Annotated in this window: 11 protein-coding genes; 6 read left to right on the forward strand and 5 right to left on the reverse strand. The window is 72.1% G+C overall.

The window, feature by feature from the left end:
- Nucleotides 1-467: 467 nt before the first annotated feature.
- From AB0B90_RS25245 to AB0B90_RS25260, 4 genes are read right to left on the reverse strand one after another with little or no spacing between them, the layout of a single operon-like run.
- Nucleotides 468-2306: a glycosyltransferase gene (locus AB0B90_RS25245; protein ID WP_362925093.1), complete on the reverse strand. Its 1839-nt coding sequence runs from the start codon at nt 2304-2306 to the stop codon at nt 468-470.
- Nucleotides 2303-4237: a glycosyltransferase gene (locus AB0B90_RS25250; protein WP_362925095.1), complete on the reverse strand. Its 1935-nt coding sequence runs from the start codon at nt 4235-4237 to the stop codon at nt 2303-2305. Before AB0B90_RS25250 ends, AB0B90_RS25245 begins: the two co-directional genes overlap by 4 nt.
- A complete protein-coding gene (locus tag AB0B90_RS25255; protein WP_362925097.1) occupies nt 4237-5988 on the reverse strand; it encodes a glycosyltransferase in 1752 nt (583 codons plus the stop codon). Before AB0B90_RS25255 ends, AB0B90_RS25250 begins: the two co-directional genes overlap by 1 nt.
- Nucleotides 5985-6467, reverse strand: coding sequence for a hypothetical protein (locus tag AB0B90_RS25260; protein WP_350948547.1), 483 nt, complete (start codon nt 6465-6467; stop codon nt 5985-5987). The genes AB0B90_RS25255 and AB0B90_RS25260 overlap by 4 nt, the downstream gene beginning before the upstream one ends.
- Nucleotides 6468-6877: 410 nt before the next feature.
- Here AB0B90_RS25260 and AB0B90_RS25265 point away from each other — a divergent pair, with 410 nt between their 5' ends.
- Entirely contained in the window at nt 6878-8656 is a 1779-nt protein-coding gene (locus AB0B90_RS25265) for a glycosyltransferase (RefSeq protein WP_350948548.1), read from the forward strand.
- A gap of 85 nt (nt 8657-8741) precedes the next feature.
- On the opposite strand, the gene AB0B90_RS25270 is transcribed toward AB0B90_RS25265, so the two are convergent.
- On the reverse strand, nt 8742-10313 hold the full coding sequence (locus AB0B90_RS25270) for a glycosyltransferase (protein WP_350948549.1): 1572 nt from the start codon (nt 10311-10313) through the stop codon (nt 8742-8744).
- 212 nt (nt 10314-10525) lie between these two features.
- Here AB0B90_RS25270 and thrC point away from each other — a divergent pair, with 212 nt between their 5' ends.
- The 5 genes from thrC (at nt 10526) to AB0B90_RS25295 (ending at nt 17426) form a co-directional block, all read left to right on the forward strand.
- Nucleotides 10526-11584: a threonine synthase gene (gene thrC / locus AB0B90_RS25275; RefSeq protein WP_350948550.1), complete on the forward strand. Its 1059-nt coding sequence runs from the start codon at nt 10526-10528 to the stop codon at nt 11582-11584.
- Nucleotides 11585-11665: 81 nt separating this feature from the next.
- Nucleotides 11666-12652 carry a homoserine kinase gene (locus AB0B90_RS25280; protein WP_350948551.1) on the forward strand — a complete coding sequence of 329 codons (987 nt, stop codon included), beginning with the start codon at nt 11666-11668 and terminating at the stop codon, nt 12650-12652.
- 466 nt (nt 12653-13118) lie between these two features.
- Nucleotides 13119-15167 (forward strand): transcription termination factor Rho, encoded by a 2049-nt coding sequence (rho, locus tag AB0B90_RS25285; RefSeq protein ID WP_362925100.1) that lies wholly within the window; start codon nt 13119-13121, stop codon nt 15165-15167.
- A 281-nt stretch (nt 15168-15448) separates the two neighbouring features.
- The gene (locus tag AB0B90_RS25290; protein WP_350948553.1) at nt 15449-16768 is read left to right on the forward strand and encodes a sensor domain-containing protein; all 1320 of its coding nucleotides are present in this window, start codon (nt 15449-15451) and stop codon (nt 16766-16768) included.
- Between the two features lie 13 nt (nt 16769-16781).
- Nucleotides 16782-17426, forward strand: a complete 645-nt coding sequence (locus AB0B90_RS25295) for a response regulator transcription factor (RefSeq protein ID WP_350948603.1) — start codon at nt 16782-16784, stop codon at nt 17424-17426.
- Nucleotides 17427-17700 lie beyond the last annotated feature (274 nt).

A 17700-nucleotide genomic window follows, 5' to 3' on the forward strand; every position in this document is an offset into this window, starting at 1 on the left:
AACGACATCGCCCGCGACCTCACCGTCTGGTTGGCCGCCCGCCACTTCCCCGGACGGCCAACCAGGCACATCACCGACTTCTAAAACACGCCCTAGTGCTCCGGCCTTCAGGCCGGAGGTGAAGGCCCGCGTGGGAGTGCCCGCTAGGGTGCGAGCGTGCCCTGACCTGAGCGGTTTCGCCGTCAGATCAGGGGCGATGCGGTAATGTGTTCGAGTCGCCGCCGGACGGGCGGAGACGCTAAACGACTGTGGAGGCCCGGTAAGACCACCGCTCGCGGTGGCTCAGGTCGACGAAGCAGGAAGCCTCAGAGGTGCCGCGTGAACGCGCGGCGCGGGCTGAATCCCCGGCCTTCAGGCAGGGGAGCGCGTCAACGCCCCCTGCCCGTGTGGGAGTGAACGCGGCCGAGACCGCCCGGAGACATCCGGGTGTCCTCGGCGGCGGCCAGCCTCGGCGAGACGGTGGGACGTCAGGGACCCTCGGTGAGCCTGCGGAGGCGGCGGGCGGCGCGGGAGAGCAGGGAGCGCTGCTGGGCCTGGCGCAGGGCGACGGCCTCCAGGCGGCGCTGCTCGGCCTTCTCCTTCCACCTGAGGGTGTCCCGGCTGCCCTTGGCGGCCTTGGAGCGCAACTCCTTCAGTTCGGCCTTGAGGGCGGCGACCTGCCGCTTGGCCCGCTCGGCCTCCTTCGCCCGCGACTCGGCCGCGGCCTTCCAGCGCGCGGCCTCCCTGTTGCGGTTGACGGCCCAGTAGGGGTAGGCCTGGGCCGCGGGCCGCAGCTTCCACGACTCCGCGTCCAGCCAGGTCGCCCCGTGCAGGTCGGCGATCACGTCGTCGAGCCGCTCGCCCTCGCGGGCCACGCGCATCGCCCTCGCGACGGCGGAGGTCCGCTCCAGGCGGGCGGCGAGGACCCCCGACTCGTCCTCGTCCAGCGCCACGAGCAGCAGGCCCTCGTCCTCCTTCTCCGCCCGCTCGATCAGCGTGGCCAGCGAGTCCGCCCCCGGCACCCATCCGGCAGGGCAGAGCAGGCGGAACGGTGCGGGCGCGGAGGTCGCGGGGACGTGCTCGGCGAAGGAGACGCGGCCGTCGTGGGCGTACTGGCCGCGCAGCAGCCGCAGGTCGAGCAGCGGGTCGTCCAGCGGGGCCGGGCGTTCGCCGGTGAGCGACCCCCACGGCCCGGTGAGGGTGACGCGCACGTCGGGCAGGGTGCTGGCCAGCGCCCCGTCGACGCTCGCCCTGACGTCCTCGAAGGAGGCGCCCTCGGCGTCCACCACGACGTCGACGTAGGGCACCAGCCACTGCCTGCCCGCGTCGGTGCGCAGGTGGCGCCGGTACGGGATCCGGTCGGCGATGAACGGGTCGTTGTGCCGCCTGACGTCCGCGGGCCTGCGCATCGCCGTCGTCGTACCCAGGTGCCAGCTCAGCGCCTCGGCGTCGGGGACGAACACCGCGCCCGTCTGGGTGAGCCGGTAACCCAGCTCGGTGTCCTCGCCGAGGGTGAGGGAGGTGTCCAGCCCTCCCGCCTCCCTCAGCAGGGCGGCGGGCAGCGAGACCGTCGCGCCCACGTGGACGCGGTGCAGGAGCGAGCTGGGCGCGTCGCGGAAGTCGCGGTGGGCGGCGACGAGCTCGCCGATCCAGTCGTGCCCGTGCTCGGGATCCTCCTCGAAGAGGGAGTCGGCCCTGTCCTTGGCGACGGCGATCTGGACCTCGGCCGGGGTGGGCGGGGTGCCGGCCATGGCGGTGAAGCGCAGTGTCCCCGTCACCACCAGGTAGCCGGCCAGATGGTGCCAGCGCATGTGCGCCTCGACGTGCTCCCGGTAGGAGACGATGTCGGCGTCCATCCGGTGGATCACCTCGCCGTCCGCGACGGCCACGCCGGTCTCCAGGGCCCAGGCGATGCCCCGGCGCCCCGAGGCGTTGCCGACGAGCCGGGTGTGTTCGGGGGCGATCTCGGGGAGCCGGAGCGGGGGCGCGCTGCCGTCGTCCACGACGATCACCTCAAGGAGGTGGGAGGGGTAGGTCTGGGCGGCGAGCGCGGCCAGCGTGAGGTCGAGCCTGTCCTGCCGTCCCCTGGCGGGGATCACCACGCTCACCGGCAGGCGCGGCTCCCACGTGCCGGGCGCGGGTGCGGGCAGCACCCCGTAGTCGTTGCCCGGAATCCGGGGCGTGGCGACGGCGTCGCCGGCGAGGGCCCGCGACGTGCCCGCAGCGCCTTCCGTGGCCGGAGCCGGAGCCGGAGCCGGAGCTGGTGTCGGTGTCGGGTACGGCGTGCCGGGGACACGCCGTGCGTCGGAGGGGGGCGGCGTGCTCACGGCGTCTCCGTGGAGAGTTCCATGAGCGCGCTGGGCCGGAAGCCGCGCCACTGGCGCTTGTTGCGCCGCAGGAACGTGCCGATCGGCTCGCGCCAGGTGTGGTTGGCGACGTTGCCGCGCCGCAGGATGTAACCCAGTCCCTGAGTGCGGTAGATCTGTCCGCCCGCGGCCTGCACGGCGTGCTGGAACTGGGCGTCGATCGTTCCCGGCAGGGGACGGAAGCCGCCCACGGCCTCGAACGCGGAGCGTTCGGAGAAGATGGTTCCTCCGGCGATGAAGTTCGTGATCTGCTCGGTGATCTGCTCGCGGTGGACGGTCACCCCGATCGAGGCGAGATAGACGAACTCGGGGACCATGCCCACGACCTGGGCTCCCGAGTAGGAGTGGGCGAGCAGCAGGTCGGAGATGAAGTCGGGCCCGTACCAGTCGTCGTCGTCCATCTTCAGCAGGAACGACCCCGACGCCCTCGCCGCAGCCTGGTTCAGCACGGTTCCGAACACGGTCTGCTGGTCGGCCTCGACCACGGTGATCGGCCGTTCGAAGGACGCGAGGGCCTCGGCGACGCCCGGATGCGTCGCGGGGACGCCGTGCAGGGCGAGGATCACCTCGAACGTGGCGCCGCGCTGCCTGGACAGTTGCCTCAGCGCGAAGCCCACCATCTCCGGACGGCGGGTGACGAGCAGCACCGAGACCGTCGCCGCGGGCGCCACGGGGGCGCCCAGCTGCTCCCATCGGGCGCGGACCCCGTGCAGGCGCAGCGCCTCGCGGCGCAACCGGATGCTGTGCTCCTCGCGCTCCAGGTCGTCCTTGAGCGCGGGCTCGTCGACCGAGGTGATCAGTCTGGCCAGCTCGGGGCCGAGGGCGCCCGCCCAGCGCGGCACGGTCTCACAGATCAGGGGAACCCCGGCCGCGGCCAGTCCGGTGACGACCCGCAGTGCGGCGGCAGGGCCGGTGTGGCTGTGCCGCCAGTCCACCCGTACGCACCTGACCTGCCTGATCCGGCTGACGTCCACGTCCGTGACGCGGCCGGAGGCGTCGAAGGAGGTGAGCGTCCCGCCATCGCAGGTGATCGTCCAGCGCCCGGACTCGGAGGACAGGTCGGCCGTGCCGAGGGTCGGCACGGTGACGAAGTTCATGGGGTTGACCGAGCGGCTGTCGACCGGGGGAATGGTCCAGGGCTCCGACAGGTCGCCGATGCCGTTCTCCAGGATCTTGCCGCCGCCGGGGCGGCCGAGTCTCTCCCAGGTCATCAGCTCGGCGACCGGGCGGTCCACCGTGGTCTCGCCGGTGGTCTCGACGCCGGACCAGGGCGGCGGCTCCTCGCCGACCGTGCGCACGACCAGGTCGGCGCCGCGGGCGCCGAACCTGTCGGGAACGGGGCCAGTGAGGGGCGCGGGGGCCGCGTTCGGGTCGCCGGGGCGCCAGTGGGCCGCTCCCGGGCCCGCCAGCGCGCCGACGGGGCCGGCGACGGCGTCCATCCGGTGTCCGCCGAACGCCCGCGCGGTCGCGGCGAGCGTCCGCCCGGCGGGCACCGGTTTGGAGAAGCCCGCCTCGACCACCCAGGCGGGCTGTTTCGGCTGGTGGACGCGGAGCTCCACGAGCGCGCGCCAGCGGTGGGCCGGGGTCGGGGACAGCACCGGCGCGGTGTACCAGTGCGGCGTCTCCAGTACGGCGACGACGACCCGGGGGGCCATGGCGAGCAGCGACTGCAGGCTCGCGGCCCTGCGGACGTCGGTCGCGGTGCGGGCGAGCACCAGGATCTCCGCGGCGCCCTCCTCGGCGCGCGGGAGGCCGTCGAGGTCGCCGTCGAGGTCCATCGCCCCGTACGCCTCCAGCTCGCCGAGCGTTTCGAGGCCCGCGCAGTAGACGAGGACGCGTCGCTTGCCGGCGCGTTCCCTGGCGGCGCGGACCAGATCGATCAGAAGGGACATCAGCCGGTCTTCCCCCGCAGCCTGGCCGTTGAGATGATCTTTTTGAGTGGCCCGCGCCGCAGCTCGTCCTCCAGGCGCGCGTTCTTCGCCCGCAGCCGTTCGGTCTCGGCGCGGAGGCTCTTCACCTCGCTCCTCAGGCTCTCCGCCTCACGCTTCCGGCGCGCGGAGTCGGCCCGCCACCTCGCGGTGTCCCCGGCGACGGGCTCCGCCTCGCCCGCGGTCGTCACGCCGACCTCGGCGGCGCCCACCCAGAGTGAGCCGAACAGCTCGTGGACGACCCCGTCAATGTCACTGTCGATGTCACTGTCGATGTCACCGTCGATGTCACCGTCGGGATCACTGCCGAGGCTCCGGCGTCCGTCGCCGCTCACCAGCGCGGCCCTGGCGAAGGCGGCGGTGCGTTCGAACCTGGCCGACCTCACCCCGGAGGGCCCCTCGTCGAGTGCCACGCTCAGCAGCCCGTACTCCTCGCGTTCGGCGAGCTCGACCAGTTCGGCCAGGCTTTCCGCGCCGAGCGCCCATCCGGCGGGCAGGGTGAGCCTGAACGGCGCGGGAGCGGAGTCGGCGGGCGCCTCCTCGGTGAAGGAGACGCGTGGCTCGTGGGCGTACAGGTTGCGCACCAGGCGCAGGTCGAGCAGTGGCTCGTCGAGGGAGGGGCGGCGCCCGGTGGGGAGGTCCGTCCACGGCCCGACCACGGTGACGGCGACGTCGACGAGGGTGCCCGCGAGCGCGGAGTCCACGCTCGCCCGCACGTCCTCGTAGGAGGCGTCGCGGGCGTCGACGACGACGTGCACGTACGGCACCAGCCAGGTCCTGCGCGGGTGGGTGCGCAGCCAGCGCAGGTCGGGAATGAGATCGGGCAGCACCGACCAGTTGTGCCGGTGCACCTCCTTCTCCCGGATCATGACCGTGGACGGTCCGAGATGCCAGCCGCGGGCCCGCGGGTCGGGGATGAAGACCGCGCCCGCCTGCGCGAGACGGAAGCCGAGATCGGTGTCCTCGGCCATGTTCAGGGTGGTGTTCACGCCGCCGACCGAGCGCAGCAGCGTCAGGGGGACCGAGGTGGTGGCGCCGGAGTGGAGCCGGTAGGCCCCGGTGCCCGCGTCCCGCAGCCACCGGGTCTCCTCCAGCACCCCGGCCCGCCACTCGTGCGGCGTGGACTCGTCGAACAGCTTCTCCGCGTCCCGGGCGTTCACGGCCGAGAAGACCTCGTCGGCCGAGGGGCCGATCCCGCCGGGGGTGAAGCGGACGTCGCCCATCACGACGGCGTAGGGGAGGAGATGGTGCCAGCGCATGTGCGCCTCGACGTGCTCGGTGTCGAGGACCATGTCGGAGTCGACCCAGTGCAGGATGTCGCCCGCGGCGGCGGTGGCGCCGGTCTGGCGGGCCCAGCCCCGGCCCCAGCGGCCCTCGGGCACCTGGACGAGCCTGGTGTTGGCCGGGGTGATCTCGGGGACGCGCATCTGCGGGTCGCTGCCGTCGTCGACCACGACCACCTCCATGAGGTGCGCGGGGTAGGTCTGCGCGGCCAGCCCGGCGAGCGTGCGGTCCAGGGCCTCCTGGCAGTCGTGCGCGGGGATCACCACGCTCACCCTGAGCCGGGGCTCCCACGTGCCCAGGTCCGGCGGGAGCAGGGAGCCGTAGTCGTTGTGCCTCACCGCGGCGCGCGGGACGGCGGTCCGGTCGTCGCTCGGGTGGGCGGGAGAGGTGGGGGAAGCGGTGTCGGGGGTGGCGAAACCAGTCCCGGTCACGCCTTTCCCTCCGCTTTCTCCCACGCGCCCCGTGCGGTTCTCGCCTCCACCGCGGCCAGGCGCGGCAGCAGGTCGTGAACCATCTCCTCGATTTCCTGATGCCGGGGTACGGAGGCCAGCCGGTCCTCTCCCAGGGAGACCAGGATCGCCTGCAGATCCTCGTCGCGCTTGTGCTCGTGCTTCTTGAGCAACTCGACGATCTCGTCCAGCCGCCGGTCGAGCCGCTGGGTGGCCGCCTTGACCGTGGCGAGTTCCGTCTCGTAGCGCTTGACCCGGGCGTCGATCCGCTGGGCTTTTCCGTCGACCCTGCGTACGGTCGCGACCGCGAACACCTGGACGGCGAGCACCGTCGCGATCGCGCCGAGCACGATGGCCGCGGTGACCGAGATGATCTCGAAGCTCGCGAGCAGCGTCAGCGCGATCAGGAACACCGGGCCGAGTGTCGCCGCCAGAAGCGTCAGTTTTCGGGGTGTGGACATCCGCGCTTACCTTCCGTGCCGCTCTGTAATCTTTACCTGTCCTTGTCAGTGGTAAATGAGGTTATCGGCTCTTCAAGTGCAAATACGTCGACAAATAAGAAATTCGAAGGTTCCTGTGACCTGTGTGACAGCTGTGAGCCTTTAGCAGTGATCCTCAATGTCAAGTGGGAAGTGTGGTGAGAAGGGATCTTCCTGCCTCGCTATCCTTCGCTCGTGCCCGCGCAGCCGACCTCCCCCTCCCCGCCCTCTCCGGCCACCCCGGCGGGCCTCCCGCGAGTGAGCGCCCACCGCGCCGGCGGCCCGGATCACCCGCCCCGACACCCGGTCCCGAGGCCCCCTCGACACCGGCTCCCCTGTGTCGCCCCGAACCCGGGACGCGGTCCTCGCCGGACCCCGGCCCTGGAAGCGCCATGACGGCACGGATCACCGGTAACGACTACCGGAGCCTCACGCCGGCCGCCCTGGGCTCCCTGGCACCCTCGCTCCGGGTCAGCGTCGTCGTTCCCGCCTACGGTGACCAGGAGAAACTCGACCTCGCGCTCGCCGGGCTGGCCACCCAGACCTACCCCGCGGCCCTGACCGAGGTGATCGTGGTCGACAACGGCAGCAGCCCGCCGTTGCGGCTGCCCGCGCTGTGTCCCGAGAACACCCGCCTGATCGTCTGCCCCGTCCCCGGCCGCGCCCACGCCAGGAACGCCGGGCTGTCGGCCGCCACCGGCGACGTGATCCACTGGCTCGACTCCGACGTCGTCCTGGACCGCAGGTCGGTCGAGGCGCACATGCGCTGGCACCACGCCGCCCCGTACCTCGTGGTCACCGGATACCTGCGCTTCACCCCGGCGGCGCTGCCGGCCCCCGAGGTGGTCGCCGCCGCCGACGACCTGGCCGAACTCTTCGAGCCCGCCGAGCCGCACGCCTGGCTGGTCGACCTCGTCGAGCGCACCGACGGCCTCACCGCCAACCCGCACCGCGCGTTCAGCATGCACGTCGGCGGCGCGACCTCGGTCAACGCCGCGCTGCTCGCCGCCGCCGGGCCGATGGACACCGACCTGATCCTCGGCCAGGACACCGAGATGGGCTACCGGCTCGCCCAGGCGGGCGCCGTCTTCGTCCCCGAGCCGCTGTCGCGCGCCTTTCACCTGGGCCCGACCATGCGCATGCGCGACAAGGCGCCGATCGACCGGGTCAGCCACGCCTTCGTGGCCGACCGGATCCCGTCCTACCGCTGGCTCCGTTCCCACCCGGCCAGACAGTGGAAGGTGCCGTACGTCGAGGTGGTCGTCGAGCCGGGCGGAACAGGAGGTCCCGGGAAGTACGCCTACGACGAGGTCCGCGCCACCGTCGACGCCGTGCTGGCGGGCACCGTGCCCGACGTCGCGGTCACCCTCACCGGGCCGTGGGACCGCGTCGGCGTCGAGGGGCGCGCCCCCCTGAGAGACCCCGACCTGGACCTGGTGCTGATCCGCGGCCACTACGCCCACGAACCCAGGGTCCGCTTCGCCGCCGAGACCGCCGAGACCTCCGAGACCGCCGAGACCGCCGAGACCGCCGAGACCTCCGAGGCTCCCCGTGACCGGCCGGGGGCCTCGCCAGGTCCCGCCCGGGCGGTTCCGTACCGTCTCCGGCTGCCCGCGGGGTGGGTACCGGGCGAGGACACCCTGGCCCGCCTGCTCGACCTGGCCGTGGACGAGGGATACGGCCTGGTCTCGGTACTGCTGGCCGAGGAGGACGGTGCCGGCGCCGGCAGCGCTGACGGCACCGACGGCACGGGTTCGGGGCGGGGGGTCGTCGCGGCGCGGCTGGAACGTGCCGCCGCGTTCGCGCGCGCCGCGATCGTGTCGAGGGAGGGGGAGGATCTCGACGCCGCCGTGGACGACACCTTCGGCGTGATCTGGGTGGACGCCGAGACCTACGGGTTCGCGCCGGAGGCCCGTGCCCTCACCGGCCGCCGCAGCGCCTACCGGGTCAGGAGCGAGGCGGAGGCCGAGGTGGCGCGCCTCGCCAAAGAGGCGGAACGGCTCCGTGAACAGGTGGTCAAGTGGCGCGACGAGGCGGGTCGCTGGCGCAGGAGCACCGTCGAACTGCGCCGCGAGGTCGGCACCCTGCGCAAGGAGCTGGCGGCGGCCAGGAAGGTCGTCCAGTACGGGCTGCTGTCCTCCGTGAAACGGGTCATCACCCGCCGTCGCTGACGACATGACCGCATCTCGGCCGCCGCTCGTCTCCTGAACGCGGAGCTCCGCGTTCAGGAGACGCCCCCGGGGGCCTGCGCCGCGCTCAGCTCCTGAGCGCGGTGCGGAGCCTGCCGAGGAGGGAGCCACGCCCCTCCCGGCGACTTCCCTCCTGGTGCCGTTCCTGCCCGGGAGCCCGCTCCGCCACGGATCTCGCGGGTTCCCGCCCCCGATCCGGGGCCGGGCTCTCGGACGTGGCCGGAACCTGGGCGGGCGGAGGAGCGGGGATCGGGGAGGCGGGCCAGAACTCCGACCGGCCGCCGCGCCGTACGCCGTGGGTGGCCTCGATCGACGCGGCGACGTCGTCCGCGCCCAGCAGCCTCGCCCGGCCCAGCGCCTCGGTCCGCTCCAGCCTCGCCTCGCCGTCGTCGCCGAGATCGGCGACGAGCATGCCGGAACGGTCGTCCTGCATCACGCGGATCATCCGCTCCAGCGTCTCGCGTCCCAGCGGCACCGAGACCGGGCCCGTGTAGCGGAACGCGATCGGGGCGGGGGTCGCGGAGATCTCGTCGGCGAAGCGTATCCGCTCGTCGTGGGCGAAGTGCTCGCGCAGCAACCGCAGGTCGAACAGGGGATCGTCCAGCACGGGGCGACGCTCCCCGGACAGTTTCGACCACGGGGCGACCAGGGTGACGATCACGTCGCCGAGCGACCCGTCGAGCGCCGCGCCCACCGCCTCGCGCACCTTCTCCCAAGGCCCGTCGGCGCGCAGCACCACCTCCACGTACGGGACCAGCCAGTGACGGCCCCGGTCCTTGCGCAGGTCGCGGCGGAGCGGCACCCGATGGGCCAGGTAGGGGGCGACGACCCGCACCGCCCGCCCCGGGTCGCGCCGCTGGGCGGGAAGCCCCAGGTGGACGGCCTGGGCGGCCATGTCGGGGACGAAGACCACCCCGTGCGCGGCCAGCCGGTAGGCGAACTCGGTGTCCTCACCCCGCAGCACCCCGGGGTCGACCCCGCCCACGGCCTGGAAGATCTCGCGCCGCATCGACACCGTCGGCCCCGTGCACACGTGGTAGGGGTTGCGGCTGGCACGCAGGCCGTCGGTGCGGGAGATCGTCTGCTCGGTGGAGCTGGGCAGGGCGGCCGACAGGTCGAAGAGGGACGCGAGCGAGCCCGCGCGCACGCCCTCGTGGACCCGCGCGGCCGTGAGCGCCGGCTCCTCGACGAACTTCTTCGCACCGATCGTGACCAGGTAGCCGGCCAGGTGGTGCCAGCGGGCCAGAGCCTCGATGTGCTCGCGGCAGACGACCATGTCGGCGTCGAGGCGCTGGATGATCCGCCCCTCCGCGAGGGCGGCACCGGTGTTCACCGCGTGGGCGATCCCCCAGCCCGAGGAGCCGGTGGTCACGATCCTGGCGCCACTCGGAGCGATCTCCGGCAGCCGCAGCGGCGGGTCGCTGCCGTCGTCGACCACGATCACCTCCATGAGGTGATCGGGGTAGGTCTGCGCGGCCAGGGCGGCGAGGGCGAGGTCGAGCCTGTGCTGCCCGCCGTGGGCCGGAATGATCACGCTCACCGGGAGTTCCGGATCCCACGCGCCGAGCGCGGGCGGGTCCAGGGGTGAGTAGTCGTTGTGCCGGATCGGCGGCAGGTCCGCCGCCGTGCCGCCCGTCATGATGTGGCACCCCTTGTCTGATTCCCCGTCTGTCAAGCCCTGTCAAGGCTCGCAGACCATATCGGCTGATCCTTAGAGTTCCCTGGGGAGACGCCTGGCTTGTCCATTTGGTGGACATCGCATCCCGGAGCCGAGCGCGTTGCCCGTAGACTCGTTTCCCAATACCGCAGGTAGCACGCGCACGGATCGGCCGTGCGCGGTGAGGAGCAATCATGACCAGGGCGTGGCGTGGCCTCATCGAGGAGTACCGTGACCGACTTCCGGTGACCACGGCGACGCCCGTTGTCACGCTTCTGGAGGGCGGCACCCCGCTCGTCCCGGCGAACCGGGTGTCGGCGCTGACCGGCTGCGAGGTCTATCTGAAGGTCGAGGGCCTCAACCCGACCGGAAGCTTCAAGGACCGTGGCATGACCATGGCGATCAGCAAGGCCGTCGAGGACGGGGCGAAGGCGGTCATCTGCGCCTCGACCGGCAACACCAGCGCCTCCGCCGCCGCCTACGCGGTCCGGGCGGGCCTGACCTGCGCCGTGCTGGTGCCCCGAGGCAAGATCGCGATGGGCAAGCTGGCCCAGGCTCTGGTCCACGGGGCGAGGCTGCTCCAGGTCGAGGGGTCCTTCGACGACTGCCTGGAGATGACCAGGAAGCTGTCGGAGAACTACCCGATCGCCCTGGTCAACTCGGTGAACCCGTTCCGGCTCCAGGGCCAGAAGACCGCCGCCTTCGAGATCGTCGACGCGCTCGGGGACGCCCCCGACATCCACTGCATCCCGGTCGGCAACGCGGGCAACATCTCGGCGTACTGGATGGGCTACACCGAGTACGCCGGGGACGGCGTCGCGACGAGGACGCCGCGGATGTTCGGCTTCCAGGCCAGCGGCGCCGCGCCGATCGTCAACGGCGCGCCGGTGACCCACCCGCACACGATCGCGACCGCGATCCGCATCGGCAACCCCGCCTCGTGGCAGCTCGCCGAGGCCGCCCGCGACGAGTCGGGCGGTGTGATCCAGTCCGTCACCGACCGTCAGATCGCCGCCGCGTACAAGCTGCTCGCCCAGGAGGAGGGCGTGTTCGTCGAGCTCGCCTCCGCCGCCAGCGTGGCGGGCCTCCTCCAGGCCCACGGGCAGGGCCTGGTCGAACCGGGACAGCGCATCGTGTGCACGGTGACCGGAAACGGCCTCAAGGACCCCGACTGGGCCATCTCGGGCGCCCCGACGCCGGTGACGATCCCGATCGACGCGCACGCGGCGGCCACCGCCCTCGAACTCGCCTAGCCGGACCTCAAGCTCGCCCAGTGAACATCACGTGAACCTCAGGAGAAGCGACGTGCCCCTCACGGCCCCCCGAGGACCCCGATGACCGGCGGCACGGCGAAGGTGACCGTCCACGTCCCCGCGACGTCGGCCAATCTGGGGCCCGGATTCGACACGCTGGGGCTCGCTCTCGACCTTCACGACGAGATCGAGGCGGAGCTGTTCGATCCCCAGGGCGGGCCGGACTCCCGAAGCGTCGACATCGTGGTCGAGGGCGAGGGGGCCGCGGAGCTCGACCTGGGCGAGGGGCACCTCATCGTCACCACGATGCGCGCGACCTTTGACGCGATGGGTCTCCCACGGCCGCGTGGCATCCGGCTGCGCTGTCTCAACCGGATCCCGCACGCCCGTGGCCTCGGCTCCTCGTCCGCGGCGATCTGCGCCGGAATCCTCGCCGCCCGCGCCCTCGCCGCCACCCCGTACGCGCGAGACGACCGTGGCGGGGATCGGTCGCCGGAGGGGCCGCCCGAGCTGACCGACGACGCCGTCTTCGCGCTGGCCACCGAGATCGAAGGGCATCCCGACAACGTGGCGCCGTGCCTGGCCGGCGGGTTCACCGTGGCGTGGACGGACGCCGGGGGCGTGCCGCACCTGGTGCGGCTGCCGCCCCACGAGGCCGTCAGGCCCGTGGTCCTCGTCCCCGCGCACCGGCTGTCCACCGAGGTCGCCCGCGGGCTGCTGCCCAAGGACGTCCCGCACGCCGACGCCGCCGCGAACGCGGGAAGGGCCGCGCTGCTGGTCGCGGCGCTGACCGCCAGACCCGAGCCCGAGTTGCTGCTCGCCGCCACGCAGGACCGTCTCCACCAGGATTACCGCGCACCCGCCATGCCGCGGACCGCCGATCTGGTGCGACGGCTGCGCGAGGCGGGGGTCGCCGCTGTCGTCTCGGGAGCGGGGCCCACGGTTCTTGCGTTTTCAACGGTGAATACGCAGGATTTGATCGCACCGGAAGTGGGTAATGACTGGCACATCCAGCCACTGGACGTCGAAACCAGAGGAGCCCGCGTTGTTTCTCTCGAGACACGCTGACACCTCTTCGACCCTCAGGGAATAGCTGTGTGCGCTGGTGATGTTAGGCTGATAGCCGCACCAGGTGCCCCGCGTTGGGTGCGTGCTTGTCAGCCACACATCGCTGTGCCATGTCTCACCTGGTGAGACATGGGCGCCGCAGTGGCCTCCCCGAATCCGTTGCCTCCGAATGCCCCGTATTTCGGTAGGGGCATTGAGAAGCGGCGTTTAGGGGGGCATGCGCGTTCGAACCACCTCGACATCTGGTTGCCGGTAGCAATCCGGGGGGTGTCCTCCAAGTCCCACCGTCGGCGATTCTCGATGGTGACGGCCTGGATCCGCCCTTCTCCGACAGTGGCGGCGGCTCTCGATGGGCCGTCGAGGATCGCAACGTGCAACCCGACCCGGTCTGTCCCACCGGGTCGATCGCACCACCGGGACGATTGGCTGATCATGGCCACGCCCGACCCCTGGGAAGGACCCATTAGTGAGCGACACCACCGAACTCCTCTCCGACGTCACCGGCACGGCGCCGGCGTCCGGCGACACCCCCACCCGCCCCGCGGCCAAGCCGCGCCGTCGCTCCGGCACCGGCCTTTCCGCCATGGTGCTGCCTGAGCTGCAGGCCATGGCCTCCGGGCTCGGCATCAGCGGGACCGGGCGGATGCGCAAGAGCCAGCTGATCGCGGCCATTCAGGAGAAGCAGGGCGTCTCCACCGAGAGCGCCCAGGCTCCCGCCGCCGTCAAGGAGACACCTGCCGTGGCCGCCCCCGCCGTCGTGGCCGAGCCGGTCGCCGAGCGTCCGGCGCGCACCCGCAGGGAACGGTCCCGTCCCGTCGTGGCCGCCGAGCCCGTCGTGGAGCAGGCGCCCTCCGCCCCCACCCCCGAGCCCGTGGCCGCCGTCGTCGCGCCCGAGCCCGTCGTGGAGCAGCAGACCATCGAGACCACCCCGGCCGAGGGCCGTGGCGAGCGCGAGAGCCGTCGCGAGCGCGGCGAGCGCCGTGGCCGCAACAGCGAGCGCCGCGAGCGTGGCGAGCGTGGCGACACCCGCCCCGACAACCGGACCGACGGCCGCCCCGACCAGCGCGCCACCGACACCGGCCAGAGCCGTGGCGAGCGGGCCAACGACCGTGGCGAGCGGGCCAACGACCGCGGAGACCGTCTCAACGACCGCGGTGACCGCGGTGAGCGGACCAACGACCGCGGCGATCGTGGTGACAGGGGCGAGCGAGGCGACCGTGGTGACAGGGGCCCGCAGAACCGAGGCCCGCAGGACCGCAACGACCAGCACGGCGTGGGCGACGACGACGACCGCCGTGGCCGCCGCGGCCGGTTCCGCGAGCGCAACCGCCGTGGCCGCGAGCGGTTCGACAGCAACGAGCCCGTGGTCGGCGACGACGACGTCCTCATCCCGATCGCCGGAATCCTGGACATCCTCGACAACTACGCGTTCGTGCGGACGAGCGGTTACCTGCCGGGCTCCAACGACGTCTACGTCTCGCTGGCCCAGATCCGTCGCAACGGCCTGCGCAAGGGTGACGTCGTCACCGGCGCCGTCCGCCAGCCCCGCGACGGTGAGCGCAGGGAGAAGTTCAACGCGCTCGTCCGTCTCGACACGGTCAACGGCATGGACCCGGAGCAGGCGCGGCAGCGGCCCGACTTCAACAAGCTCGTCCCCCTCTACCCGCAGGAGCGCCTGCGTCTGGAGACCGAGCCGAACATCCTGACCACCAGGATCATCGACATGGTGGCGCCGATCGGCAAGGGCCAGCGCGGTCTCATCGTCTCCCCGCCCAAGGCGGGCAAGACGATGGTGCTCCAGTCGATCGCCAACGCGATCACCCGCAACAACCCCGAGTGCCACCTCATGGTCGTCCTCGTCGACGAGCGTCCGGAAGAGGTCACCGACATGCAGCGGTCGGTGAAGGGCGAGGTGATCCACTCGACCTTCGACCGCCCCGCCGAGGACCACACCACGGTCGCCGAGCTGGCCATCGAGCGCGCCAAGCGCCTGGTGGAGCTCGGCCACGACGTGGTCGTGCTGCTCGACTCGATCACCCGTCTGGGCCGCGCCTACAACCTGGCGGCCCCGGCCTCCGGCCGCATCCTGTCCGGTGGTGTCGACTCCACCGCGCTCTACCCGCCGAAGCGCTTCTTCGGTGCCGCCCGCAACATCGAGAACGGCGGCTCGCTGACGATCCTCGCCACCGCGCTGGTCGAGACCGGCTCCAAGATGGACGAGGTCATCTTCGAGGAGTTCAAGGGCACCGGCAACCTGGAGCTCAAGCTCAACCGGCAGCTCGCCGACAAGCGGATCTTCCCCGCGGTGGACGTCGACGCGTCCGGCACCCGTAAGGAGGAGATCCTCATGGGTAAGGACGAGCTCCAGATCATCTGGAAGCTCCGCCGCGTGCTGCACGCCCTGGACATGCAGCAGGCCCTTGAGCTTCTCCTGGAGAAGATGAGGGAGACCAAGTCCAACGCGGAGTTCCTGCTCCAGGTGCAGAAGACGACGGTCAGCTCCGACCGCGACTGATCGTCCGCCGTACGTCGAACGCCCCGGCCCCTCCGGCCGGGGCGTTCACGTTTTCCAAAGCCCTTGTGTGACCCGGTACTTCGGGATATCCCTACTTCAGGACCCCTTTTTCCCGTGGCTCTCGTGCCCGGGACGGTCGCGAGTGTGGACGGCACGCGAGGAGGGCGGCGCACCGGGGCGGGCGGGCGCGGGGAGACGCCGGGGACAGCGGGAACGTCGGGAACGGCGGGGGCGGCGGGGACACAGATGACGAGGGTGGGCACCGGGGGCAGAGGAGGCGCATGACGGCCGAGACGCTGGGAGGCACGACCCCGGTCAGGACGCCGCTCAGATGGCGTGTCCCGCTCGGGCCGAACGGTCCCCTGGGCATGCTCGTCGACCCGATGACCTGGCGGGCCGTCCCCTACCTGCTGGTGAGCGTGTTCTACGGTCTCGCCTGCTTCGCGTTCCTCGCGTCCGTGATCCCGGCCTCCCTGGTGATGGTGCTCGTGTGGATCGGGCTGCCGCTGCTCGCCCTGACCATGCTCGCCTGGCGGGGCGCCGCGATGCTGGAGCGCCACCTCCTGCGCCTGGCCTTCGGCGTCGACATCCCCAGCCCCTACCGGCCCTCCGAGGGCGACAACCTGTTCCTGCGCTGGAAGGACATGTTCGTCGACCCCGCGACCTGGAAGGACCTGCTCTACCTGTTGTTGCTGCTGCCGGTCGGGATCGCGGAGTTCACCGTCACGGCGGTCCTGTGGGTCCTCGGGCTGGGCCTGACGTTCGCGCCACTGCCCCTGCTGCTGGCCGGGCAGCCGATGACACCCATCGGCGGGCTGCCGGTCGACAGCGGGCCGAGGGTGCTGCTGTGCGCGTTGATCGGGGCCTGCTTCCTCCTCGCCGCCCTGTACGCGACCCGGGGCATGGCCTGGCTGCACGTCCTGTTCGGCGTCGCCCTGCTGGGGACGAGTGAGAAGAACCGGCTGGCGGCCCGCGCCGCCCACCTGAGGGCCAGCAGGGCCCGCGGGGTGGACGCGGCGGAGGCCGAGCGGCGCCGGATCGAACGGGACCTGCACGACGGCGCCCAGCAGCGGCTGCTGTCCGTGGCGATGGACCTGGGCCGGGCCCAGGCCAAGCTGGACTCCGACCCCGACGCCGCGAGGGAGCTCCTCGCCCAGGCGCACCGGGGCACCAAGGCCGCCATCGCCGAGCTGCGTGACCTCGCCAGGGGCATCCACCCGGCGATCCTCACCGACAGGGGGCTGAGTGCGGCCCTGTCGTCGCTCGCCGCCCGCGCGCCCGTACGGGTGGACCTGTCGGTGGAGGTCTCCCACCGGCCGCCGCCCGCGGTGGAGAGCATCGCCTACTTCGTCGTGGCCGAGTGCCTGAGCAATCTCGCCAAGCACTCCGAGGCCACCGAGGCGTTCGTCCGGGTGAGCCGCGAGGGGCAGCGGGTGATCGTCGAGGTCTACGACAACGGGGTCGGCGCCGCCGTGCCGCGGCCGGGCAGCGGCCTCGCCGGGCTGGCGGACCGGGCCGCGACCATCGACGGCACCCTGAGCGTCGACAGCCCGCTGGGCGGTCCCACGATGATCAGGGCGGAGTTGCCCTGCGAATGGTGAGAACGTGGGACCCATGCGGGTGGTGATCGCCGAGGACTCGGTGCTGTTGCGTGAGGGACTGGCGAGGCTCCTGGCGGACGGGGGCATCGAGACCGTGGGGGTGGCCGGCGACGGCCCCGGGCTGGTGGCGGTGGTCGACGAGCACGACCCGGACCTCGCCGTCGTCGACGTGCGGATGCCGCCGACCCATACCGACGAAGGGCTGCGCGCCGCACTGGAGGCGAGGTCCAGGCGGCCGGGGCTGCCGATTCTCGTTCTGTCGCAGTACGTCGAGGAGCAGTACGCCACCGAACTCATCGGCGGCGGCGCCGCGGCGGTCGGCTACCTGCTCAAGGAGCGGATAGCCGACGTGGCCGAGTTCCTCGACGCCGTACGCCGGGTGGCGGCCGGTGGGACGGTCATCGACCCCGAGGTGATCGGACAGCTCCTGAGCCGCCAGCGCAGGGGCGATCCCCTGGAGTCCCTGACCGCGAGGGAGAGCGAGGTCCTGGCGTTGATGGCGGAGGGGCGCTCCAACACCGCGGTCGCCGGACGGATGCTCGTCACCGAGGGCGCCGTGGAGAAGCACATCTCCAGCATCTTCTGCAAACTCGGTCTGGAGCCCGCCGCCGACGATCACCGCCGTGTCCTCGCCGTGCTGGCGTACCTGGGACGGTGACAGCCTGGAGCACCCGGTTTCCTCGCGGACGCCCGCCTGGCGCGGCCTCCGCGCGGATATCGCGACAGGCGGGGGCCGTGAGCGGCCTGGAGAGGCAGGTCACGGGGGCGGGGAATGTCTTGTGGCCTGGGATGGTTGGAGGATCTGGCACACTGGTAGCCGAACCGTAGCGGTTCCGGTTCCCGCCCGCGCGCACCTCGGTGTGCTCAGCGCGCAAGCCCCACAGGCGAGAGACAGTGGCGACCCGGCGACCGCGTTTTGGAGAGGAAAAGGC

Source organism: Streptosporangium sp. NPDC049078, assembly GCF_040648855.1.
Taxonomy (GTDB): Bacteria; Actinomycetota; Actinomycetes; order Streptosporangiales; family Streptosporangiaceae; genus Streptosporangium.